11 protein-coding genes and 1 pseudogene are annotated in these 22,522 nt (G+C 73.3%); 4 read left to right on the forward strand and 8 right to left on the reverse strand.

Annotation, left to right across the window (positions count from 1 at the left end; genetic code table 11):
* Window positions 1-71: 71 nt before the first annotated feature.
* The 3 genes from ACQPYD_RS17345 to ACQPYD_RS17355 all read left to right on the forward strand — a co-directional run bounded on the left by ACQPYD_RS17345 (window position 72) and on the right by ACQPYD_RS17355 (window position 3,372).
* Window positions 72-692, forward strand: a complete 621-nt coding sequence (locus ACQPYD_RS17345; protein ID WP_433696636.1) for a transcriptional regulator — start codon at window positions 72-74, stop codon at window positions 690-692.
* Complete coding sequence (locus tag ACQPYD_RS17350; protein WP_433696637.1) at window positions 689-2,320, forward strand: pyruvate, phosphate dikinase; 1,632 nt, start codon at window positions 689-691, stop codon at window positions 2,318-2,320. The genes ACQPYD_RS17345 and ACQPYD_RS17350 overlap by 4 nt, the downstream gene beginning before the upstream one ends.
* 179 nt (window positions 2,321-2,499) lie before the next feature.
* Complete coding sequence (locus tag ACQPYD_RS17355) at window positions 2,500-3,372, forward strand: phosphotransferase enzyme family protein (RefSeq protein WP_433696638.1); 873 nt, start codon at window positions 2,500-2,502, stop codon at window positions 3,370-3,372.
* A 59-nt stretch (window positions 3,373-3,431) separates the two neighbouring features.
* Here the strand turns inward: ACQPYD_RS17355 and ACQPYD_RS17360 are convergent, their stop codons facing one another.
* The 5 genes from ACQPYD_RS17360 to ACQPYD_RS17380 form a co-directional block, all read right to left on the reverse strand.
* Window positions 3,432-4,019: a histidine phosphatase family protein gene (locus tag ACQPYD_RS17360; protein ID WP_433696639.1), complete on the reverse strand. Its 588-nt coding sequence runs from the start codon at window positions 4,017-4,019 to the stop codon at window positions 3,432-3,434.
* Between the two features lie 276 nt (window positions 4,020-4,295).
* Window positions 4,296-5,291, reverse strand: coding sequence for a YihY/virulence factor BrkB family protein (locus ACQPYD_RS17365; protein ID WP_433696640.1), 996 nt, complete (start codon window positions 5,289-5,291; stop codon window positions 4,296-4,298).
* Window positions 5,292-5,405: 114 nt separating this feature from the next.
* Window positions 5,406-5,993: a DUF3618 domain-containing protein gene (locus tag ACQPYD_RS17370; RefSeq protein ID WP_433696641.1), complete on the reverse strand. Its 588-nt coding sequence runs from the start codon at window positions 5,991-5,993 to the stop codon at window positions 5,406-5,408.
* The gene (locus tag ACQPYD_RS17375; protein WP_433696642.1) at window positions 5,969-6,409 is read right to left on the reverse strand and encodes a phage holin family protein; all 441 of its coding nucleotides are present in this window, start codon (window positions 6,407-6,409) and stop codon (window positions 5,969-5,971) included. Before ACQPYD_RS17375 ends, ACQPYD_RS17370 begins: the two co-directional genes overlap by 25 nt.
* 1 nt (window position 6,410) lies before the next feature.
* The gene (locus ACQPYD_RS17380) at window positions 6,411-7,043 is read right to left on the reverse strand and encodes a hypothetical protein (RefSeq protein ID WP_433696643.1); all 633 of its coding nucleotides are present in this window, start codon (window positions 7,041-7,043) and stop codon (window positions 6,411-6,413) included.
* A gap of 807 nt (window positions 7,044-7,850) precedes the next feature.
* Between ACQPYD_RS17380 and ACQPYD_RS17385 the strand changes: the two genes are divergently transcribed.
* The gene (locus ACQPYD_RS17385) at window positions 7,851-8,084 is read left to right on the forward strand and encodes a peptidoglycan-binding domain-containing protein (RefSeq protein WP_433696644.1); all 234 of its coding nucleotides are present in this window, start codon (window positions 7,851-7,853) and stop codon (window positions 8,082-8,084) included.
* A gap of 220 nt (window positions 8,085-8,304) precedes the next feature.
* Here ACQPYD_RS17385 and ACQPYD_RS17390 read toward each other — a convergent pair whose 3' ends face one another.
* From ACQPYD_RS17390 to ACQPYD_RS17400, 3 genes and pseudogenes are all read right to left on the reverse strand, one after another.
* Window positions 8,305-8,964, reverse strand: a complete 660-nt coding sequence (locus ACQPYD_RS17390; protein ID WP_433696645.1) for a hypothetical protein — start codon at window positions 8,962-8,964, stop codon at window positions 8,305-8,307.
* Between the two features lie 136 nt (window positions 8,965-9,100).
* Window positions 9,101-9,387: pseudogene (locus tag ACQPYD_RS17395) on the reverse strand (hypothetical protein); the annotation flags it as partial.
* Window positions 9,388-9,393: 6 nt separating this feature from the next.
* The gene (locus ACQPYD_RS17400) at window positions 9,394-22,329 is read right to left on the reverse strand and encodes a hypothetical protein (protein ID WP_433696646.1); all 12,936 of its coding nucleotides are present in this window, start codon (window positions 22,327-22,329) and stop codon (window positions 9,394-9,396) included.
* Window positions 22,330-22,522 lie beyond the last annotated feature (193 nt).

Consider the following 22,522-nt stretch of genomic DNA (forward strand, 5'->3'; position numbering starts at 1 on the left):
GGCGCGGCGAAGGCGCGGCCCGCGGGACACGGCCGGAGGACCGGCGGCGTACGGCCCCGGGGGGCCCGCACATGAGCGGCCCCGCGACGACCGGCGCCGACCTGCTGGTGCTGCACGCCCTGCGCTGCGGCGGCCACTCCGGCCTCTCCCGCGTGGCCGAGGCCACGGGCCTGGCCGCATCCGGGGCCGAGTCCGAGCTGATCGACCTGGCGGTCGCCGGCCTGGTGACCCGCACCGCCGGCGACTTCGGCGGGTGGGGCCTGACGGAGGCTGGCCGCGCTACGGACGCCGAGCGGATCACCGGGGAGCTGGAGGCGGCCGGCGCCCGCACCGCCGTGACGGCGGCCTACGAGGACTTCCTCGTGCTCAACCCCGAACTGCTCGACCTCTGCACGGCCTGGCAGCTGCGGTCGGTCGACGGCGTCATGACCGTCAACGACCACGGCGACCCGTCCTACGACGCCCGCGTCCTGGCCGCGTTCGCCGGGTTGGACCGGCGGGCCGCCGCCGTCTGCGCCGACCTGGCCGCCGCGCTGCCCCGGTTCGGCCGCTACCGGACCCGCCTCGCCGGGGCCCTCGAACGCGCCCGGGCCGGAGCCCTGGAGCACGTGACCGACACCACCGCGTCCTACCACACCGTGTGGGCCGAGCTCCACGAGGACCTGCTCGCCACCCTGGGGATCCCCCGATGAGGTGGGTGCGCCCCCTCTCGGCGGGGACCCGGGGGACGGCGCGGACCCTGGGCGCCAAGGCGCACGGCCTCGTGCTCCTGCACCGCCTCGGCCTGCGGGTGCCCCCGGCGTTCGTCGTCACCACGCAGGCGTGCCGCGCCTTCCTGCGCGACCGGCGCCTCCCCGAGGGCCTGGACGGGGAGCTCGCGGCCGCCGTGGGCGGTCTCGAAGCCGCCACGGGGCGCCGCTTCGGCGGGCCGCGGCTGCCGTTGGCGGTGTCCGTGCGCTCCGGGGCCGGCGTGTCGATGCCCGGCATGATGGACACGGTCCTCAACCTCGGCCTCACGGACGGGGCCGCCGCCGGGCTGGCCGCCGAGACGGGCGACCCCCGGTTCGCGCTGGGCTCGCGGCTGCGGTTCCTGTCCACCCTCGCCTCCGCGCTCACGGACGCGGACGGCGCCGGAACCGCACCCGGCGGAGCCCCCGCGCGGGGGGACACCGACGGGCAGGCCGACCCCGCCGGTGCGATCGCGGCGCTCCAGGACCGCATCGGGCGGCGCCTGGGCCGGCCGGTCCCCGACGAGGCGGCCGCGCAGCTGGAGCTGGCGGTGGGGGCCGTGTTCTCCTCCTGGGAGTCCCCGCGCGCACGCACCTACCGCGACCTGCACGGCATCCCGCACGACCTGGGCACCGCCGTGGTCGTGCAGGCGATGGTGTTCGGCAACCGCGACGGGCGCAGCGGCAGCGGGGTCGCGTTCAGCCGGGATCCCGACACCGGCGGGAACACCCCCTTCGGCGAGGTCCTGTTCGGCCGCCAGGGCGATGACGTCGTCTCCGGCAGGGCGGCGACCCGGCCCCTGCGCGAACTCGCCGACCGGGAGCCGGCCGTGTGGGCGGGCCTGCTCGACGCCCTGGGCCGGATCGAGGAGCACTACCGGGACGCGTGCTACGTCGAGTTCACCTTCCAGTCCGGCGAACTGTGGCTGCTCCAGGTCCGGCCGGGCCGGTTCGTGGGGGCCGCAGCCGTGCGCGTGGCCACCGAACTCGCGGACGAGGGCGTGATCGGACGCCGCGAGGCGCTGCGCAGGGTCTCGCCGCACCACCTGCGGCACGTGCGCACGCCCCGGCTGGACCCGGCCGGGGAGGCCGACGTGCTGGCCCGGGGGCTGGGCGCGTGTCCCGGGATCGCCGTCGGCGGGGTGGCCACCACCTCCGAGGCGGCGGTGCGCATGGCCGCGGACGGACCGGTGGTCCTCGTGCGTCCGGAGACCTCCCCGCACGACATGCGCGGCCTGGCCGCCGCCGCGGGGGTCGTCACCGCCCGCGGGGGTCCGGCCAGCCACGCCGCGGTCGTCGCGCGCGCGATGGGCAAGCCCGCCGTCGTGGGGGTCTCCGGCCTGTCCGTGGGAGCCGACTGGTTGGAGGTCGGCGGACGCACGCTGGGCGAGGGCGGCCTCGTCACCGTCGACGGCACGGGCGGCGAGGTCGCCCTCGGGCGCCCCCGCGTCGTCGCCACTGCCGCCGACGAGCACCTCCACCGGCTGCTCGCGTGGGCCGACGACGTGTCGGGGGACCGCTCCGGACGCGACGAGGCCGACCGCCTCGAAGCCGCCCGTGCCGTGCTCGGGCGCGGGCGGCGCCGCGGCTGAGACCGTTCGCGCCGTCCGGCGGCGGGGCCGGCGGCAGGGCCTCCCACGGGGCCGTCCGCCGGGGCCGCCGCCCCGGCCGCCGCACCGCCCCGTCCCTCCGGCCGGGAACTTGGTAGGGTGCGCTGGTCGCACCGCGCGAAGAGGTGCGGCGCCGCTCGAGGGAGAGGGGCCCGGCGGGGATGCAGGCGTCGAAGATCTCGCATGCGATGGCCGCGGCCGTGTCGGTCGCCTCCTCACTCGGCCTGGCGACGGACGACGCGATCGTCCTCCACGACTCGAACAAGCTCACCCTGCGGCTGCTGCCCTGCGACGTCCTGGCCCGGGTGGCGCCTGCGTCGGACCACGTCGCGCAGTTCGAGGTCGACCTCTCCCTGCGCCTCGTCGGCTCCGGGTGCCCCGTGGCAGCGCTCGACCCCCGGGTGGAGCCGCGTGTGTACGAGCGCGACGGCTTCGTGGTCACGCTCTGGACCTACTACGAGCCCGTGGCGCCCCGCGAGATCCCGCCGGCCGACTATGCCGCCGCGCTCGGGCGGCTGCACGCCGGCATGCGCGGGCTCGACGTCCCGGCTCCGCACTTCACGGACCGGGTCGAGGAGGCCCGGCGTCTCGTGGCCGACCGCGACCGCTCCCCGGCGCTGGCCGACGCCGACCGGGACCTGCTCGGCGACACTCTGCGGAGCCTGGGGCGGCTGGTGGGCGAGCGCGGCGGCGCCGCGCAGCTGCTGCACGGGGAGCCGCACCCGGGCAACGTGCTCGCCACGCGGAGCGGGCCGGTGTTCGTCGACCTGGAGACGTGCTGCCGCGGACCCGTCGTCTTCGACCTCGCCCATGCGCCCGAAGAGGCCGGCGAGCACTACCCGGGTGTCGACCCCGACCTGCTGCGCCGGTGCCGGATCCTCGTGCTGGCGATGGTCACGGCGTGGCGCTGGGACCGGGAGGACCGGTTCCCGGACGGGCGCAGGCTGGGCGAGGAGTGGCTCGGCCGGATCCGGACGGCGCTCGGCCACGACGGCCCGGACGCCCGTGGCCGCAAGCGGCCCCCTGTGTCGTAGCCGGCCGTCGGCGCCGGGATCCGCCGCGGTCCCGGCCCCACCCGTTCGCGGGCGGTCCCTCAGGGCCGTACGCCGGGCCCGAAGCCCGTCCAGCGCAGTTCGGGCGGGAGGTGTCCCATGTCGTTGTACGTCAGCACCGTGGATCCCGCGCCGTCGCGGTACTCGATCACGGTGAGCGCCGTGTTCGAGCAGTTCAGCCCGATCCAGCGCGCGGGCGGCGCGTCGAGGGCGTGCCTCACCAGCCAGGCCGCCGGGTAGGCGTGGGTGACCAGGACCTCGTGGGTCACGGTGTCGGCGGGGCGGGCGAACCTGCGGACGAGGGCGTCGGCGAGCTCCCTGCCCGAGGCGGCCTCCGCGGCGTCGTACCCGTCGAAGAACCCGGCCCACCCGGGGGGCGGCTCGTCCGGCACGTACGGGACGTGGTCGACCAGTTCGGCCGCCTCCCGCACGGCGGCCCCGCCCAGGTGCGCGCCGATGATCCGGGCGGAGCGCTCCGCGCGGGCGAGGGGCGAGTGCCACACGGCGTCGACCGGCAGGGGGGACAGGCGCTCCCCGAGCAGTTCCGACTGCCGCCGCCCGGCGTCGGTCAGCTCCCCGAAGGGGTCCGCCTCGCCGTGCCGCACCACGTACAAGTGCCGAGTCGCCATCGTCGAACCGTGCTCCCCACCGTTGCGCGTCCGGGGTGCGGCGGCCCCGCGCGGCCCCGGAGCGCGGGGCGCCGCGTCGGGGGCGGGCGGAGCTCCGGCGCCCCGAAATTCCCATACTTACAACATCCAGATGATGTTAACATCTGAATGAGGACGGGCGGAAGCCGGGGAGGAAACGCCCCGGGGCCCGGAAGAACCGGACCTGCTGCTCCGGCCGGGGAGGGCCGGCGGACGAGCCGCCTCCGGGCCGGGGCCGCACACGCGCGCCGGCCGCGCTCACGCGCGGCGCCCGGACCGCTTCCCGCCCTCGGCCTTGGGCCGGTCGCGCATCTCCACGTAGGGCTCCTCGCCCGGGGGCTGCCCCGCCTCCTCAGCCCGGCCGCGCTCGATCTCGGCGTTGAACTCCTCGCCCAGCAGGATCGCGATGTTGCTGATCCAGAGCCACACGAGGAAGATCACCACGGTCGCCATGCTCCCGTAGGTCTTGCTGTAGGAGGCGAAGGTGGCGACGTAGAAGGCGAACGCCAGCGAGGCGAGGAGCCAGATCACCACCGCGAGCAGGCTCCCCGGGCTGACCCAGCGGAAGCCGCGCCTGGCGTTGGGCGAGGCCCAGTACAGCAGGGCGATCATGAAGGCCACGACGACCAGCAGCACCGGCCACTTCGCGATGCCCCAGACCGTCACCGCCGTGGAGCCCAGTCCGAGCAGCTGTCCGATGCGCTCGGCGACCCCGCCCGAGGCCGCGACGGCGAGCACGGTGAGGGTCATCAGGACCACGAGCAGCAGGGTGACGCCGACGCGGATGGGCAGCGTCTTCCAGACCGGCCGCCCCTCCGGGACGTCGTAGACGATGTTGGACGCCCGCATGAAGGCGGCGATGTAGCCCGAGGCCGACCACAGGGCGACGGCCAGGCTGATGACGCCGACCAGCCCGGCGACGCCGGCGCTGCCCTGGAGGTTCTCGATGGCGGTCGTCACCAGGCCGGAGACGTCCTGGGGCAGGACGGCCGAGGCGTTCTCGGTCAGTGTCCGCGTGGCTTCCGGCCCCGCGAGGCCGAGCAGGGACACCAGCACCAGCAGCGCCGGGAAGAGCGACAGGATCGCGTAGTAGGTCAGCCCGGCGGCCAGGTCGGTCACGTTGTCCGCGCTGAACTCGCGGAACGTCCTTCGCAGGGAGCCCCACCACGAGGACTTCGACATGCGGGTCGGCGCCGAGGCCTCTCCCGCCGCAGGGTGTCCGCCGCCGGGGTTCTCGTCGCGCTGACGGGCCATCGGCCACTTCCTTCCTCTCCCGCTCCGGCGGGACCGCCGGAGCCGAGGCCGTGCCCTCCCGGCCCGCCACCGAGGCCGGCCGGGTGGGAGCGCGGCGAGGACACGGCCCGCGGTCTAGGAACCGCGGATCTCCTCCGAGGCGCTCTTGGCCTCGTGCTGGGCCTGCTCACCGGTGGCGTGCGCCTTCTCCGAGGCGCTCTCCTTCAGGTGCTCTCCGGCGCCGCGGGCCGACTCGGCGGCCTGTTCCCTGACCCGGTCCACGGATTCGGAGACGGCCTGTTGGACCGGCTCGATCATCCCGCCCGCACGGTCCTGGACCTGCTGGGCCGCCTGCCGCTCCGCCCTGCTCTCGGAGAGGAGGGAGGCGGCCAGCAGCCCGGCGCCGAAGGCGATCAGGCCCGCGGCGAGAGGGTTGCCCCGGGTCTGCCGGAGTGCCTGCTGGGGAGCCGACCTGACCGCGCCGGCCATCTGGTCGGCGTTCTGCCGGATCGAGCCCCCGGCGGAGTCCCCGCCGGATCCCGGGGACGGCATCGACCCCATGACGCGCTCCTTCATGTCGTGGGCCCTGCGGCGCATCCGGTGGGTGCGCCGGTCGATCGCGTTCTTCGGGTTGGCGCGGCTCACCAGACGGTCCGTGTCCTCGGTCAGCTCCGCGCGCGTCCGTTCGATGTCCTGCCTTATCCGGTCGGATGTTTCGCCCATCGGGCATCCTCCTTCAACGTCTCGATGGTGCGGTCGGGCCTGGGCGAGACCTCGCGCATCCGGCTGCGCCCCATGAAGAACATGACCGCGCCCGCGATCGCCCACAGCACCGCCACCACCAGGGCCGACCAGCCCAGGCCGATGAGTTCGGCGAGGCCGAACACGGCCGCGAGGCTGAGCAGCACCACCGTCATGTAGCCCGCGAAGCCCGCCCCGCTCAAGAGCCCGGCGGCCTTGCCCGCCTTGGCGGCCTCCTCGCGGAGTTCGGCCTTGGCCAGGGCGAGCTCCTGGCGGAACAGCGTCTGGAGGTCGGTGGTCACCTCGCCGACGAGTTCGGCCAGGGACCTGTCGTCCTGGACCGGCTCCGGCCGGATCCGGTCCCGTGTGCTCGGTGAGGGCCTGGGAACCGTCGCCATGTCAGCCTCCCCCGCTTCCCCGGTCCCGGCCCGGCCCCTCCGGGGCCGCGGCCGACGGGACCGCCTCGCCCGCCACCGGGTCCCCCTGCCGCGGCAGTGAGGTCTCCCCGCGCCCTGCGACCGCGGGCGTCCCCCGCCCGGAGGCGTCGCCTCCGGATCCTGCCTGGTCGGAGACCGAGGAGGACACCTTGAGGACGCGACCGAGCGCGAACCCGGCCACGGCGGCCCCCACGAGGAACGCCACCGGCCTTCGCCGGGCGAAGTCACGGGCCTCGTCCAGCAGGCCGTCGACGCCCCGTTCGTCCAGGAAGTCCGCGGCGCCGCGGCCGCCGTCGGCGACCTGTCGGACCACGTCCCCCACGGGCGACCCGTCGTCCCCGTGCTCGGCCATGGACCCCAGTTCCTGCGACCACTGCCGCAGGTTGCCCGAGGCCTTCCGGGTCTGGTTGTCGGCCTCCTCCCGGAGGCGGTCCTGCACGTCGCCGACGACGTGCCCCGTCTCCGAGCGGGCCTCTCCGGCGAGGGAACGCGCCTGCTCCTTCGCGGTGGACGCGACCTCGCCCGCCGCCGCGCGAGCCGTGTCGGCCTTGCCGCCACCGCTGTCGGGCCCGCCGGACCCATCCTGCGGGTGCATCACCACAACCTCCTCGGATCGGCTGGTCATGCGTTGGGACGCGCGTACCCCGCACTCGTGCCGGTACGCCCCGGAAGGCCGCGAGTGTGCATTCCTGGACGTTCCTTGCCGTGTTCTTTCCCGCGGGGATGCGGACCGGTGGCGGGGCGCCGACCCCGGGCAGACCCGGCCCGCCGGGAGGAGGTCCCCGGAGGAACGGTCCGGGGCGCGCTCCCCCGGCCGGCGGTCCCCTGCCGGGCCGCGGAGGGCCCCGCGGGCCCGGCCCGGGCGCAGGGGCCTTCCGCCGGGCGTCCGACCGGCGCCCCGCAGGCGTCGGCCCCACCGACACCGGGCCACCCGGTGCGCCCCACCGGGTGGCCCGCTTGTGCGCCGTTTCGCCGCGCGGGGTAGTAACACACCAGGTCACCGGCCCCGACGCGAGGTGGCCCTCACCCCTCTCCCTCCCTTGGAGGCCCCCATGGCCCACGGACTCGCGCGCGGTCGGACGCGCCGCGTGACGAGTCGGACACGGCCGCGCCGGCCCGGACCGCGCCACGGCCCGCCCGCGCAGCCCGACGGCGACCCGAACGCTTCCGGGACCGTGTGCCCCCGGAACCGGCCACGGCGCCGCCCCGGCAGGTCCCCCGCCTCCCGGCGCCGGGTGGGCGGCGCCCCGCACGGCCCGCCGCGGGCCGGTACGCCCGCGACGGGGCTCAGCCGCACACGACCCGCCTCCTGTCCGCGGGCGCCGGCCGCGACCGGACCGCGGACGGCGGCGACACCACACCGCGGGGCTCCACGGCCCCGCACGCACGGACGGAGAGCGACATGGTCGGACTCAAGCTGAACGACACCGGTGAGCGCGTGAAGTACCTCCAGGAACTGCTCACCTTCGCCGGGTTCCCTCCCGGCGTCATCGACGGCGTCTACGGCACCAGGACCGCCGACGCGGTCCTCGCCTGCAGGAAGAGCGAGGGGTCCAACGCGACCTCCGGGAACTCGATCACCGGCGCAGCGGCCAAGCAGATCCTGACCGCGTTCGTGAGGAGGGTGCCCCGATAGGGCGCACCGGCCCCGCAGACCGGGGCGGGGGCCGGCAGGACGTCCGACCCCCGTCCCACGGAAGCCGCCGCCCCTCCCCTGTGTCGAGGCCACCGGGGCGCGGTGCGGCGGCTTCCACCCACGGGCGTCCCCGTCCGTCCCGGGCGGACGGGGACGCCTTCCGCGTGTCCGCGCGCGGATCCGCTCCGGCTCCCGCGGCCCCGCCCTCGGGCGGACCCCGTCAGTAGCGGCGGTACACGGCGAGGAAGACCGCCACGTGGCCGACCCGCAGGGCCGCGGCGGCCGACAGGAGCCACCAGGGCAGCGGGGACGGGGATCCGGCCGGGAGGGAGTCCGAGGGCACGGGGTCGAGGCGGCCGCGCGGGTCGTAGGTGATCTGCGCCGACTCCCCCTCCTGTCCCGCGCTGTGTCCCAGGGTCATCTCCGCGGGTCCGCCCGGCGGGCAGTCCAGGGTGTGGTCGTACACGGTGCGGGTGTTGGTCGAGGTGGTGCCGTCCGCGTGCTGGGTGGTGGTCGTGATCGTGCGGGACTCCACGGCGAGCAGTGCGCAGGTCACCTCGACGCCCCGGTCGTGCAGGGCCTCCTCGGTGATCCGGTCCGCGATCACCGAGGCGCTCCCGAGCAGCAGGAAGCTGACCGCGCCCGCGAAGAAGAACTCCGGCATCCAGTCGAAGCGCATGTAGAGCATCAGCGAGAAGAAACCGCCGCAGAACCCCGCGAGGCCGAGGGCGACGCCCAGGAGGTCGCTCGGCCAGCCCCGGCCGTGGGCGTCCAGCCACGCGCTCGCGCAGAGCGCGCCCAGGACGAGGAAGGGGATCGCGGCGGCGACGAGGAGGTCGAGGGCTCCGATGAGCCAGGTAGGGAGGGGGCGAGCGCGCACGGGGACCGTCCGGGGGGTCGGGGACGCTGTAGGTCCTTCCCCCCGGGGGGCCGCTCCAAGAGCCGCCGGCCGGAGCGGACCCGCACGCGGGCCCGGGGACCGGGCGTGCTCCGGGGAACATTCCGTCGTGCGCTTCTCAGAACCGGGGGGCGAAGTGCTGTGCGCCGGTCGCGGGGACGCGGGCCAGGCGGGCGGGGGCCTGCGCTCCTCGCGGGCGATGTTGCCCACCCGGTCGAGTTCGCGGACGATGATGCGGTTGCCCAGGGCGTCGTGCACGGTCTCGCGCACAAGCCGTCCCTGTTCGTCCCACCGGCGCCAGGGACCCACCGGCCCGTGGGGGTACCGGGTGATGCCCTGGGCGAGGAGCTTGCCGGCGGGCGACCAGGCCGGGGTCGGGCCGTCCTCGGCGCCGTTGACGAAGGTCCGGTCCTAGGCCGGTGTGTCGGGATGGCCGGACAGGGACATGCCGTCGCCGCGGCCGCCCCTGCCGTCTCCGCGCGAGGAGCGGCCGCCGTCCCCGCTCGAACCCCCGCCCTCACCGTCGGGGTCGCGACCGGTACCGGAGTCACCCCTGTCATCGGACCGGTCGCCGCTACTGCCGGACCGGTCGACGTCGCTTCCGCTGTCGCCGCCGGAGCGATCGCCGCTGCTGCCCGGCCCGTCCTCGTCCCGGCCTCCGTCCCGGCCGTCGTCCTCGGGTTCGTTCTGGTCGCCTGGAGCGCCCCCGGCGTCCTCCCCGTTGCCGTCCTTGTTCTCGGACGCGCCCTGGTCCTCGTTCTCGGGCTGTTGCCGTGCCGGGACGGACTCGGACTCCACAGGGGCCGTCTCGGGGTCCGCCGCCTCCAGGCCCCGGCCGTCGTCGACGGTCGGAACGGCCCGGGGCGTCGTCTCCTCGTCGGAGGGGGTGCGTGCGGTGTCCTGCGCGGAGTCGCCGTTCCCCTTGTCCACGGAGCCGTTCAGCTCCTGTTCGAAGAACGCGAACAGGTCGGCCGCCGGGCCGGAGAGCACGGGCGCCTGCTCGGCCGGGGGCGCGGTCCCCTCCTGTGAGGAGGTGTCCGTGCGGTCCTGGGGCAGGGCGGAGGAACCCTCCCCGTCCCGGTTGTGGGTGAGGGGTCGGGGGGTGGGGGTTTCCCCAGGGGCCGGTCGGGACGGGGCGCCGGAGGTTTCTTCGGGGGTCGGTCGCGTGCTCGTCCGGCTCTGCGGGGGGTTGTCAGGCCCCGGAGCCGTCCCGGTCGGGACGGGAGAGCGCCGTTCCTCCCCTGCGGGGTCGGTCCCCTCCGGGGGGACGGGCCGGCTCTCAGGAGCGCTGTGCGTCTGTGCCCGGTCGGGAGAACCCTGTGCCGCACGGCCGCCGAACGGGCCGGCGCCGTGCCGGGAGGGTCCGCTCCCGCTCGGCCTGGTCGTGGCGGGCAGCGACCACCGGGCCCTCCACTCCTGCCGCAGGCGGTTCTCCTCTTCCGGCGTCCGCGCCCTGTGCTGCCAGTTGGCCCTCCAGTCCTGCATGGCCCGGAGCCGGTTGTCCCACTCGCTCCGGTCCGGGTCCGGGGCCGGGGAGGGGGCGGGCAGTTCACGGGTCTGCGGTCGACGGGAAGGAGCCGGCTCCTCGGAAGCGAGGTCGGTCCGGTCGGGGGAGTTCTGCCGGCCGTGGTCCCCCGTCAGGCCGGTGTCGGCCGGGGGCGGCCCGTCGCCCTCGGAAGGGACCGGGCTCGAGGAGGCGGGCTGATCCGGCCGGGGCTGCGGGCTCGGGAGGCTGTCCGGGACCGGGGAGGGGGCGGGCAGGTCAGGGGTCTGCGGTCGACTAGCGGTCGGCTCCTCGGAAGCGCGGCCGGTCCGGTCGGGGGAACTCTGCCGACCGTGGTCCCCCGTCAGACCGGTGCCGGCCGGGGACGACCCGTCGCCCTCGGAAGGGACCGGGCTCGAGGAGCGCAGCCGCTCCAGCCGCAGCCGCATGTCCCTGAGTGTGTCCGAGTCCGGCGTGGACACCCCCGAGAGGGAATCCCGGTCGGCCGGGAGGTCCGTGTCGTGGCCGTGTCCGGCCTGCGTGTGGAGGGGGAGGCGCTGCCCGTCGAAGGTGAACACCGCGTCCAGGGCCGCCGCGGCCATCTCCTCCTCGGACGGTGCCGGCTGCGGCTGCTGGTCCCGATCCTCCGCAGGCCGGTCCTGCTGCTGCGGTGCGCTCGCAGCCGTGGAGGACCCGGGCAGGGCGGTGGTGTCGGACTCCGGGGGGAAACGCTGCGCTCCCCGGGCTTCGATCCAGGCGACGTCGTCGGGACCGCCCAGGTCCGTGTCGTACCGGAACCCTTCCGGGACGGCCGGGCCCACCGCCAGGGACCGTTCCATGAGCGACCGCACCAGACGGGTGCGCTCTTCCCCGCTGAGCGAGGCCGCTTCCGGGTGGTGCCTGTCGAGCCAGCGAACGCGCGGCACCTCCTCCTCGTCACTGGCGTCGTACAGGTTCTCCGAGCCGTCCCTCTCGCGCCCTCCCGTGGGGGCGCCGGTATCCTCCGGGACGGAGGTGTGGGGCAGGAGCGGCGTGGTGTCGTCCTCCTCGTGGACCTGAGCCCGGTAGCTCTCCGGAACCAGGACGTCCCCGTCGTCGGACTCGTGGTCGGAGGGCCGGCCTGAGCCGTTCCCGGAGTCCTCCCCCGCCCCCGTGAGGGTGATGCCGAAGGTCTCGCCCAGCCTGTCGCGCAGCACCTGACCGCTGTCGGCCTTCGTGGGCGGCGCACTGTCCTTTCCGGTGGCCGTGCCGTCGTCCCGGCCTGTCGGGTCGGTGGAGGGACCGCCGTCGGCCGGACGCTCGGGGGCCTTGCCCTTGTCGGAGCCGTCGTCGGAGGACGTGCTCTCGGTGAGCGGCGGTTGCACGGCGGGAGTGTCGGTGAATCCCCGGCGCAGGGCGCGCAGGGCGTCGGCCCACTCGCGCAGCGCCGTGTTGAAGGCGTCCAGGTTCTTGTCGTGAGCGTCTTGGAGCTTGTCGTACTCCTCCCGCGCCCTGCGCGCGTCCTCGGCCCTCTGTCCACCGGGGTCGGACCGGGTCTGCCCGGTCCCCTCGGCCCCCTCCGGGCCGGACGGCGCCCCGTCGGTCGCGCCGTCACGGCCCGAGCCCTCGCCCTGGGCGGCGTCCAGGGCGTTCCGGGTGTCGACGACCTTCGCGGCGGCCTTGTCCAGCGGCTCGCGCGCGTCGAGGTAGTTCTTCTCCGCCGTGGCCAGGGTCTCCTGGGTCTTGGCGATCCGGTCCATCAGCGGCTTGAGGTGGTCGACCCCGTCGGGGGCGATGATGCCGAGCTTGACCGCGTCGCCGTGGGAGATCCAGGTCCGGACCTTGGTGTTCACCTCACCGCGCTGCCATCGTGCGGGCTTCTCCCGGGAGGAGGTGTGCCGGGGCTCCTTGCCGAGCCCCCGGCGCGCCCGGTCGACGGCGGCCCGGCCCATGTCCGCGCTCTTGTGGCCGACGCTTTTCGCCGCTCGCTTGTACCAGGCACCGCGCAGTTCCGTCTTGGCGCCCACGCCCCACGTGGTGTCGAACTCCACGAGATAGCCGGGGCCGGTGCGGGTGCGGGTCGTCGTGGAGGGGTCCTTGGCCTTGGTGTCCTGGGAGGCGGAGCCGCCCGCGGACGTGCTGTCCCCCGCACCGGTGGAACCGAAGAGTCCGCCCCGGGGCGGCTGCTCGGTTCCGCCGACCCGCCCGGCGGGCATGTTGTCCAGGTTCGCGGCCAGGGAGTCCGAGGTGCTCTGGGAGGAGGTGACCGTCTGTTCCGACTCCGACGAGTCGCTCAGCCGCACGTCGGGGTTGTAGTCGATGATCTTCCCGGACCTCAGGTCGGGCAGCGCCTGGACGGCCAGCCGTGTCCGGCCCATCTTGATCATCTCGACGCCACCGGGTTCGAGGGCCTGGAGGAAGAGCGACTTGAGGGAGAGCAGGTTGAGGCTGTGGTCGATGGCGTCGTTGCGGACGTTCAGCCCGATCTTGTCCGCGACGAGTGCGCGGGCCTCCTTGACGGCCCCGGGGGTGTAGCGCCCGTCGACGACGGCGTCGGGCGACGGTGTCCAGCCGAGAGACTTGGCCACCACGACATGGGCGATGTCGCGGGGGTCCTGGCCGTCGAGGACGATGGCGGTGGGCATGACCACGGCGTCCCGCATGTCGCGGCCGCCGACCGGTCCCCTGCTCGACATCCAGTCCCGCATCATCTGCTCCAGGGACGCGTGGGTGTCCGAGGAGGCGTTCTCCGGGGCCGGTGGAGGCGGGGTGCGGGCGGTGCTCCGGGGGTCGGTGCGGGTGGCCGCGGCGTCGTCGGGGGTGCTCCGGGGCGGGGTCTCCGGAGCGGCGCCGGTGCGGTCGGCGCCGCTGCCGTCCTGGGTGGTCCGGGTGTCGGCGGCCGTGTCCCGGTCGAGCGGGGCCCGGCCCCCGGGCGGGGCGGGGCGGTCGTCGCCGGAGGTGTCCGTGGAGCCGTTCACCCCGTCCCCGGTGCGGGGCAGGTCGATGGAGAAGGCCGGGTAGAGGGCCTTGACCGTGCCCGAGTCGCCCTCGCCCCGGAACCTGCGCCGTTCGTCCTTCTCCAGGTTCTCCCAGGCCAGGGTGTTGGAGAAGCCCTGCTTCTCGGGGATCTCCAGGTCGATGACGAGTCGGCTGTCCATGGACGTCTTGGCGTAGGGGATGTCCATCGACACCTGCACGGTCCGCTTGCCGGAGTCCTTGACGGCGACGCCCTCGTTGTGGGTCCTGGCGCCGGACTGGTCGCTGAACACGCCCATCATCGTCGGGCGGCTCGCCGGCCCCGGTTCCCCGCCCGACGGCTGGCCGCCTTCGGCATGGGGCAGCGGCGGCATGACCGCCTCCTGGACACCCGCACTGGCGTTGCCGGAGCGCTCCTGCTGCCCCTTGTTGCCGGTCTCCAGGGTCTGCTGCTGTTTGAAGAGGGTCTTGCCGCCGATGTAGTCGACCTGTGTGTTGCTCGTGTCCAGCTTCAGGTTCACGACGGCATCGAAGGAGACCGGTGTGGTCGACGTGGTGTTGCCCTTGAAGACCGAGTGGCCGACGGGCTTGATCCGCACCGCGAGCGGGGGCCCGGAATTGGGGCGCAGGCCCCGGTACGAGGTCAGCGCGTCCAGGATGTCGGACTGGGATTTCCCGGTCAGTTCCCAGCCCGACGCGGCGAGCTTGTCGGCGAGGTCCTTGAGGGCCTCGTCCGCGGAGGGGGGCCTCATGAACTTCCCGGAGTCCTCCGCGCCCGGACGCACCCGCGCCTGCTCGGGACGCTCCGGCTCGGGCTGGGGGGCCGTCGACAGGGTGCCGTCGGCCTCCTCCACGACCCTGTCCTCCACCAGGCCCGACTGCTGGGCGTCGCGGACGTGGAGCAGCCCCCGGGTGAGGTCGTGAAGGTGGGCCTGCCAGCCGCGATAGCGCGGGGAGTGGGGGACGGGAGGTCCGTAGCGCAGGTTCCTGGAGAACTCGACGGCCTGCTTGATGACACCCGAGGCGTGGAACTTGTACGACTTGTTGATCCCGGGACTGAACCCGATCGTCTCCGAGAACTTCTGCGAGGGCTTGTCGCTGACGGTCCAGTCGTAGATGCTCTTGCCCAGCGCGGGGCCGAGGTGCACCTGCGGGTCGGAGGCGGAGTTGGGCGCCTCGGAGTGCCGGGCGCCGCCGGCGGTCGGCTCCGCCGGGTTGGGGTTGTACCGGCCTCCGCCCGCCCCCTGGACGGTCAGGTCCTTCTTCGTCGAGGTGTTCGTGGACACCTCGTGGCTGGTCTTGTCCTCCCAGCTCAGCGCGGCGTCGGACTGTTCGAGGCGGGTGATCGCCCCGAGCTCGTACCTGGTCGCCGACGTGATGCGCGCGTTGTGGCCGGAACGCAGGTCACCGGTCATGTCGGTGTTCGCCCGCAGGCCGGAGGAGCTGTACGTCTGCGGGTTGTTGCGGACGTTGTCCTCGGAGAGGACGTGCTCCATGTACTGCCTGTTGCCCTCGGACCTGGTCAGGTAGGAGCGCAGCTTCTTCAGGTTGCGTTCGAGGCTCAGCTCTTCCAGATAGCTCTTGAACCGCTGGAAGTCCGACTGCTTGCCGGGCCCGTTCGTGTCCCAGGGAGCGCGGTTGGGGAAGTTCCCGTAGAACGCCTCGACCAGGCTGTTGACCTGACCGTCCTCGGTCGTGAACGTGGTGGCGGTGTATTCGAACGTGGCCCCTGTGTCCAGGACGGTGTCCGCCTGCCGCTGCTCCTTCGTCCGCTGGTCGGTGGTGTCCTGGCCGGTGCCGTCGGTCTGAGCGGAGGGCCGACCGGTGCCGTCCTTGCCGGTGCCCTTGGTCTGAGGCATCGGCTGGGCGGCGGTGTCGGTCCGGGTGGTCGGCCGGTCGATGGCCTGATCGGTGGTGTCGGTCTGAGCGGTCGGCCGGTCGGTGCCGTCCTTGCCGGTGCCGTCCGTCTGAGCGGACGGCCGGATGGCGGTGTCGGTCCGGGTGGTCGGCCGGTCCGATGTGTCGGTCCGACCGGTGCCGTCCTGACCGGTCCCGTCGGTCTGTGTGGTCGTGTCCGGCTGCGGGGTCGTTCGCCGGTCGGTGTCGGTCCGGCCGGCGGGGGTCCGGCCTCGGTCGGTGCCGTCCGGCTCGGTGTGGAAGCGGTTCGCGAACCGCTTCGTCGCGCGCACCAGTCCTCCCGGGCGCTGGTGGACGTTTTCGGGGGCCGCCGTCGTGAACCCCCGGAGCATGTTCTCGGCATCCTCCGACGGCATCGGTGTGATCACGACGACCTCGGGGCTGCCGGGCTCCCGGCTCCTGCCGACCCCGGTCCCGCCCTTGTTCCCCTGCGGCGTGCCGTCTGGGGAGGGGGTGTCCGCGAGACGGCCTCCGTCGTCCGCGGCGTCGCTCGTCTTCGTGCGGAACGGCCTCATGAACCGGTCCCGCCGCCGGTCGGACCGCTCCGGCCGTTCGCCGGAGGACTCCGGATCCGCCGTGGTCCGGTCCTGGGGGATGTCCTGCTGCTGGTCGGTCCGGGCCTGCTCGGCCCGGGCTGCGTCGGAGCCGGTCTTGGGGGTTTCCCCGGTGAAGAGCGTCTCGACGGGGTCGAACAGCGCGATCCCGCGTTCGGACACCGGTTTGGTCTTCGCGTCGGGCTTGGCCATGCCGATGTCGTCGTGCTCGTACAGCCGGGCCGAGATCATCGCCGTCGCGGTCCAGGTGTCGACGGTGTCCTCGGGGTAGCTGACACCGTGCTCGCTCTGGACCTTGGTGCTCAGGTTCTGTGAGCCCGACTTCGTCTTGCTCAACGTGGTGGAGGCCGAGGCCCTACCCGACCGGGGCGCGTACCCGTTCGCGTCCGCCGCTCCGGTCTCGCGGGCGTAGGCGCCGGACGTGCCCTTCGCCGTGCTGCGATCCTGGGTGCCGGTACCGCTGCTGTAGGAGGAGGCGCCACCGTACTTGAAGGAGAGCTCCTTCTTGCCGTTCTTGTTCTCCTTTCCGTCCTTGCTCTCCTTGACGTCCTTGCTCTCCTTGACGTCCTTGCTCTCCGTTCCGCCCTTGCCCTCCTTGACGTCCTTGCTCTCCTTTCCGTCCTGGCCGTCCTTCCCGCCTCCGCTGTGACGCACGTCCGAGAAGTCGGCTCGGATACGCAGGGTGATGGTCGGAGCGTGCAGAAGGTAGGTGCCCGTCGACTTGCCCGAGGAGGCGCCGGTTCTCGCGGTCTCGGTCAGGGTGACGGAGATCCCGTTGTCCCTCAGGGAGTCGATCCCGCCGAGGAACCCGGCATCGGAGATCGCCTTCTCGATCTTGGCGGTGTTGGATTCGGCGGTCCTCCGGTCGCGGCTGAGCAGCCTCTGGCTGCGCAGCACCTCCGCGAAGCTGCGTGATCCCTCGCCCGGCGGACGGTTGAAGTTCTTGGAGTCACTGGTGATGTCGGGCATGACCAGGCCTGGCCGGTGCTTGGCGATGCCGGTCAGCACCTGGTGCAGGATCTGGTCGTAGACCGTGCGCTGCGGATCTTTGCCCCGGCCGTGGTACAGGTCGCTTTCGGGCCAGGTGAAGTCCTTCGGCACGATCTCGCGCGGGAGGGCGGTGCGGACCTCTCCCGTCCGCTCGCGCCGGGAGTCCTGTGCGTCCGGCACCGGCGGGCCCGTCGGATCGGCTCCGGCGTCGTCGGCGCGGGTGTTCGGGCCGGGTGCGGTCCCGGAGGTCTCGGGGACGCTCCGGTCCCGGGAGGCGTCGGTCTCCGCGTCGTGGTCGTCGGTGGTCCTGTCCTGGCCGCCGGCGTCCCCCTCGCCCGTGGGGACCGGGGGCGTCTGGCCGCTGATGGTCCACGCGTCCGCGTCGGTGAGGATCTCCAGGCTGGTGCCCGTGAGCCTGTGCGGCTCCGCATCCCCCTGGAAGTGCACGTAGTAGTTGCGCGTGACCTCGTAGACGCCCGAACCGGCCCTGTCCGTGGAGGTGCGTTTGACCGAGCCGGAGTTGCCGGTTCCGCTCTCCTCCGTCGAGCGGTGCCTCTGCCCTCCCTCGCCGGACAGGATGTCGAACCGGACGCCGTGGTTCGTCCCGGGAAAACCGACGTCGAGGCCGACACCCGCTCCCCCGGTCCCACCCGTGACCTTGTGCTTCTGCAACGAGTGGGAGGCCTCGTGCTCGGATTTGCTGGAGCGGTTCTGTCCGCCCTCGGGGAGGTTCGACGGCTTGGCGACGTAGGAGATCGGGACCGACCTGATCTCCACGCGACGCTGTTCGCCGTCGGGGGTGGTCAGGATGATGGGGTGTGCCTTCCGCGTCGACTTGGGCAACACCTCCAGCATCACTTCGTCGGAGAACTTCTTCTTGATCTGGTTCTGGACGTGCTCCAGGAGCTGTTGCCGTCGTTCCTTGCTGACGGAGGGGAGCAGGTGGCGGGCGGCGCGCTTGAACCTCCCCGGACCGGCATCGGGGGGCGCCACCTTGCCGGCCACCCAGTCGGCCAGGGAGGGGACGTCCTGGGTCTTCTCCCCGTTCTTCCCCGTCCGTTCCCGGAAGCCCCCCAGGCTGATGGGCTGCCCGTTGGCCACGTTCGCGTGGGGGCTCCTGGCGGGGGGAGTGCCGTCCTTCCGGGCGGGACCGCCGCTCAAGGGGTCGGACAGGGTGATCGTCGAGGGGCCCTTGTGCGAGGTGACCTTGCCGGGCAGGATCAGCGCGAGCCCGTTGGACGAGTGCGTCCGCCGCTGTACCCGGGGGTTCGCGTCGGTGGTGTTCTCCCCCTTCGGCGGTGCGGGCGTCCGCTCCTGACCGGAGGTGTCCCGGGCCTCAGGGGACCGGTCCGTCGACGGCGCCGTCCCGTCCTTCGAGGCGGTGTCCGGTGTCGGGGAGGACGTCGTCGGCGGTGAGGTCCGCTCCAGGACGAAGTCCATCCCCAGGTCCGCGGCGTAGACCTCCGGGGTGCCCATGGCCTCGTAGCCCATGGCGGACTCGAAGGTGACGGTCGTGCTGGCCGCGGTCTGCCGCTGACGCGTGGAGCTGGTGAAGCTGAAGATCGCCCGCGGGCCGACGTCGCCGACGCCGGTTGCGCCGAGCATGAGCGGCGAGAGGGTGAAGCCGAGGTTCAAGGCCTTGTTGCCGCCGTGTCCGCCGCTGCCCTCGAAGGCGGCGCTGTTACCCACCTCGGCGGCCATCTTGGCCTGGGGGGTCTTCGTGCCCGGGGCGGCCTCCGAGGAGGCGTGGTAGAAGTTGCCCTCCGGCAGGGTCAGCTTCACCTGGGCCGTCCAGACCGAGCCGTCGTCCCCCTTCACCTGAGTGGAGTATCCGTCGGATGTGAAGAAGGTGGACATGTTCTTGTCCTGCTGGGCGGCGATCCGGTCACGGACCTCGTCGCGCACGCTGTCGGGGGCCGTCACATCGTCGTTCCCGAGCGTGCCGTCCACGAACGCGTCGAGGTGCTGGGCGTGGACCATGCTGGCGTTCACCAGGGACGAGTTCAGGAGGTATCCGATGTCGTGGGGCGTGTTCCGGTCCGTCACCACCGTCCCGGCGTAGTCGGGGTCCGGTTCGGGAGTCGGCTCGGTCTCCGGAGCCCGGTCCCGGGACGTCCCCGTGGCGTCGGTGCCGCCGTGCTCCGCGGGGGCCTGCTCCTGATCCGTGTCGCGCTCGCGTGAGGGATCGTCCCCGCCGCTGTCCTCGGTCGGGGTCTTCTCGGCGCCCTCGGGCTCGGGGGTGTTCTCCGTCTTCGCGACGTTCGGGGAGTCGTGACGCTCCTGGGGGTCGGGGGCCGGAGCGCTGTCGGCGCTCTTCTCCCCGTCCTGCTGCTTGTCGTCCTGGCCGTCGGCGGCGGTCTCCTCCGGAGCGGGCTCCTCGTCCGCCTTCTTCTCGTCCTTGTCGTCCTTCTTCTCGTCCTTGTCGTCCTTCTTCTCGCCCTTGTCGTCCTGGCCGTCGGATTCGCCGTTGTTCTGGTCCTGGAAGTGGTCTTCCTGGTCGTCGCGCCTGTCTCCGCCGTCACCGGAGCGGTCGCCGCCCTGCTCACCGGTCCGGTCCCCGCCCTCTCCGGTCCGGTCCTCGTCGCTGTCCTGGGGGCGGTCGTCGTCGCGGGAGGCGTCCTCGCCGCGCTGGTCGGGCTGTTCGCCGTCGCGGTCGGAGGGGGTGCGCCCGGTGTCCTCCGTGTCCTGGGGCGGTCCGCTCACGGTTGTGGTGTCGGTGTCGTGCAGGCCGTCGCTCTCGGTGACGGGAGACGGGGGCAGCGGGACCTCGGCCGGTGAGGTCTGCTGTTCGGGGGTGTGCGCGGTCTCGGGAGTCGCCCGCTGGTCGTCCGTCGCGGGGCCCGGGGCGTCCTGTCCGGTTGGGTTGCCGGTGGTCTCGGTGTCCGGGGCGGGCGGTGCGTTCTCGTTGACGATCCGGGGGGTGTCGTTGGCGGTCGACTGCTGCTGTGACGGGGCCGCGGCGGGGGTGTCGCCGGTGTTCTGGGAGGGACGTCCACCGCTGTTGCGCTCGGTGGGTGTGGAGCGCTGGTTGTTGTCGGTGGGCGTGTTCTGCGGGGCGGTCGCGGGAGGAGGGGCTGCTTGGCCGATCGGGGGCGCCACGGCGACGGGCGCGGGTGTGTGCTGTTCCGGTGCGGGGGCGGAGCGGTCGGCCGGGTTCGTGCCGTTGCCGGTGTCGGGTGTGGTCTGTTCGGCTGCGGGGGGCGGGGTCGCCATGGGGTTGTCGGGGACGATGGCGTTGAGGAAGTTGACGGTCAGGGGGCCGTCGTTGTTCATGCCGGGGTGGAAGAGGTCGTTGCCCGGGCCGGGGAAGGCGGTGTCCGCGAAGCCGGGGTGTTTGGCCTCGGTGGTCCCGAGGGGGTCCTTGCCGGTGTCGGGGGTCTTGAAGGGGTCGGGGTAGGGGGTGCGGACGTCCTCGTCCTGGTGCACGCGGACGGTGTCGTCGGTGGCCTGGTCGCGGTCGTCGAAGTCGCCGAAATCGGATTCGTCGTCGCCGAACTCCGAACCGGAGTCGGAGTCGGTGTCGCTGACCAGGTCGGGGACGTCGTCGATGTCGGAGGAGTCGTCGCGGTCGGTGGAGGAGTCCGCCTCCACCGGAGGGGCCAGGGCGGGGCCCTCGCCGCGGCCGCCCTCCGGCTGGGGTCCCTGGTCGCCGCGGTCGCGGTCGCGGTCGGGTCCGGGGGCGTGGTCGCCGTCGGGGCCGGGATCGGAGTCCCCGCCCGTCCACGGGCCGGGGGTTTCGGGGCCGGTGGGAACGTCGTTGCGGGTGTCGGCGTTCTCGCTCTGGGTTCGCTGCGGTTCGGGCGTGGACAGGTCGGGTTTGTCTTTGTCCTTGAAGAGTTCGGTGCCGTGCAGGATGCCGTCGGTGGCGCCCTGTTGGATGCCGGCCTGGGTGGCGCCGGCGGTGGCGGAGTAGCCGGAGGCCTCCCAGCCGCGTCCGTCGGCGAGGCTGCCCAGGCCTTCGCCGAGGTAGCCCTCCAGGGCGCCGGTGCCGATGCTGCCGCCGACCTGTTGGGTGTAGGCGCCGGTGGTGGAGAAGTACTCGCCCAGGGGTTTTTGCAGGCCCACGGGCACGTCGGCGAGGTGGTCGCGCATGTGCGGCGGGAGGCGGTCGCCGATGGTCTCGCGCAGGTGCTGGCCCAGGTTGGGGTCGTTCCAGTGGCGGGCCAGGGTGTCGGCGTAGTCGCGCCCCAGATCGCGTGCGGCGCTCTCGCCGAGGTGGTCGCCGAAGTTGCGGGCGAACACCTCGGCGAAGTCCTGACGTGCTGCGGCGGCCTTGGTCGTGTTGTCGAAGGCTCCTGCGCCCAGGGGGCTGGCGGGGTTGTAGGGGGTGAGGAACTCGTCGTTGTGGCGGCCGAACACCTCGGCCAGGTCCTTGTTCAACGACGGTGGCGTCGGCGGGGTGTCCCGGGGTGCGGGTGTGGTCCCCGGGGTGTCCTTGGGCGCGGGCGAGTCCGCTCCCCGGTCCGGGTCGGTGACGGGTGGGTCGTCCCTGACCGGGCCCGTGGGGGGTCCGTCGGGGCCACCGCCGCCGGGGGGTGGCGGGGTGTCGGTGTCGCGGTGCAGCGGTGGCGGGTCGTCCCTGACCGGCCCGACAGGGGGGCCGTCGGGGGGACCAGAAGGCGGACCTGCGGGCGGGGGCCCGTCCGGGGTCTCGCGCACGGGCGGGCCCACCGGGGGCGGCCCGTCGGGTCCGGTCCTGGTCAACGGTGGCGGGTCGGGGAGGTCGTTGAGGTGTTTGAGGCCGTTGCTGAACAGGTCTGTGAGGTGTTTGCTGAACAGCCCGTCCATGCCGGCGGAGAAGACCGCGGAGAGCACGCCCTCGAGGGCGGCGCCCTTGTGGGCGCTCGCGGTGAGGTTGCCGTCGCGGTGGTGGCGGGTCCCCCTGCCGATCTGGATGCGCTGGATGATGCTGTCCATGCTCGCGAAGATCTGGCTGATGATCTGGTGCCCGGGCACGGTGATCACGAGCCAGGTCAGGATGCGGCGCATGGCCAGGCTGCGGATGGCCTTGAAGACGGGGATCCACTTCAGGGAGGCGCCGAAGGTGAACTTGGCCATGGCGATGGCCCAGGCGATCTCGACCAGGAGCTGGACGAACTGGCCGATGACCATCATGTGCATGTACTCGACGTTGGCGCGGGCCTTGAAGAGTTCGGCGGACATGGTGGTGGAGTTGTCGCGGGCCGAGCCGACGTAGTTGTTCTCGCCGCGGGTGAACTGGTCCAGGGAGCGTTCGTAGCGGTCGGCGGTGTTGCCGTCGAAGTGGCGGCGGGCGTGTTTGCGGCTGAGGTCGAACAGGTCCTCGAGGACGGCCAGGCGCTGGTCCAGGGCGGTGTAGATCTCCGAGGCGCGGCCGAGGTTGTTGATGCCTGCTCTGGGGACCTGGATGCCGGTGAGGACCTCGATCGCCTTGCGAGAGGAGTCGGACATGTTGTGGTCCAACGGCATACACGACTCCTCCTTCTACCTCCTGGTACCACTGTGCAGCCACGCACGCAGTGGAACGAGACGTTAACGGCGGTAGAAGACATACTTGTTAACAGATGAATGCACTGATGTGATGTCTCGTGCGCTTTTGCCTCGTTTCAGCCCTTCGGTGTAAACACGCCGCAGCGGCGTGGGGCGCGAGCGCACCCCGGGC

The organism is Nocardiopsis sp. CA-288880 (assembly GCF_050955985.1).
GTDB classification, from domain to species: domain Bacteria; phylum Actinomycetota; class Actinomycetes; order Streptosporangiales; family Streptosporangiaceae; genus Nocardiopsis; species Nocardiopsis tropica.

Bases quoted from the DNA above. Each gene is read 5' to 3' on its own strand.
- ACQPYD_RS17345 (WP_433696636.1), top strand. From the start codon at position 72: ATGAGCGGCCCCGCGACGACCGGCGCCGACCTGCTGGTGCTGCACGCC.
- ACQPYD_RS17350 (WP_433696637.1), top strand. From the start codon at position 689: ATGAGGTGGGTGCGCCCCCTCTCGGCGGGGACCCGGGGGACGGCGCGG.
- ACQPYD_RS17355 (WP_433696638.1), top strand. From the start codon at position 2,500: ATGCAGGCGTCGAAGATCTCGCATGCGATGGCCGCGGCCGTGTCGGTC.
- ACQPYD_RS17360 (WP_433696639.1), bottom strand. From the start codon at position 4,019: ATGGCGACTCGGCACTTGTACGTGGTGCGGCACGGCGAGGCGGACCCC.
- ACQPYD_RS17365 (WP_433696640.1), bottom strand. From the start codon at position 5,291: ATGGCCCGTCAGCGCGACGAGAACCCCGGCGGCGGACACCCTGCGGCG.
- ACQPYD_RS17370 (WP_433696641.1), bottom strand. From the start codon at position 5,993: ATGGGCGAAACATCCGACCGGATAAGGCAGGACATCGAACGGACGCGC.
- ACQPYD_RS17375 (WP_433696642.1), bottom strand. From the start codon at position 6,409: ATGGCGACGGTTCCCAGGCCCTCACCGAGCACACGGGACCGGATCCGG.
- ACQPYD_RS17380 (WP_433696643.1), bottom strand. From the start codon at position 7,043: ATGCACCCGCAGGATGGGTCCGGCGGGCCCGACAGCGGTGGCGGCAAG.
- ACQPYD_RS17385 (WP_433696644.1), top strand. From the start codon at position 7,851: ATGGTCGGACTCAAGCTGAACGACACCGGTGAGCGCGTGAAGTACCTC.
- ACQPYD_RS17400 (WP_433696646.1), bottom strand. From the start codon at position 22,329: ATGCCGTTGGACCACAACATGTCCGACTCCTCTCGCAAGGCGATCGAG.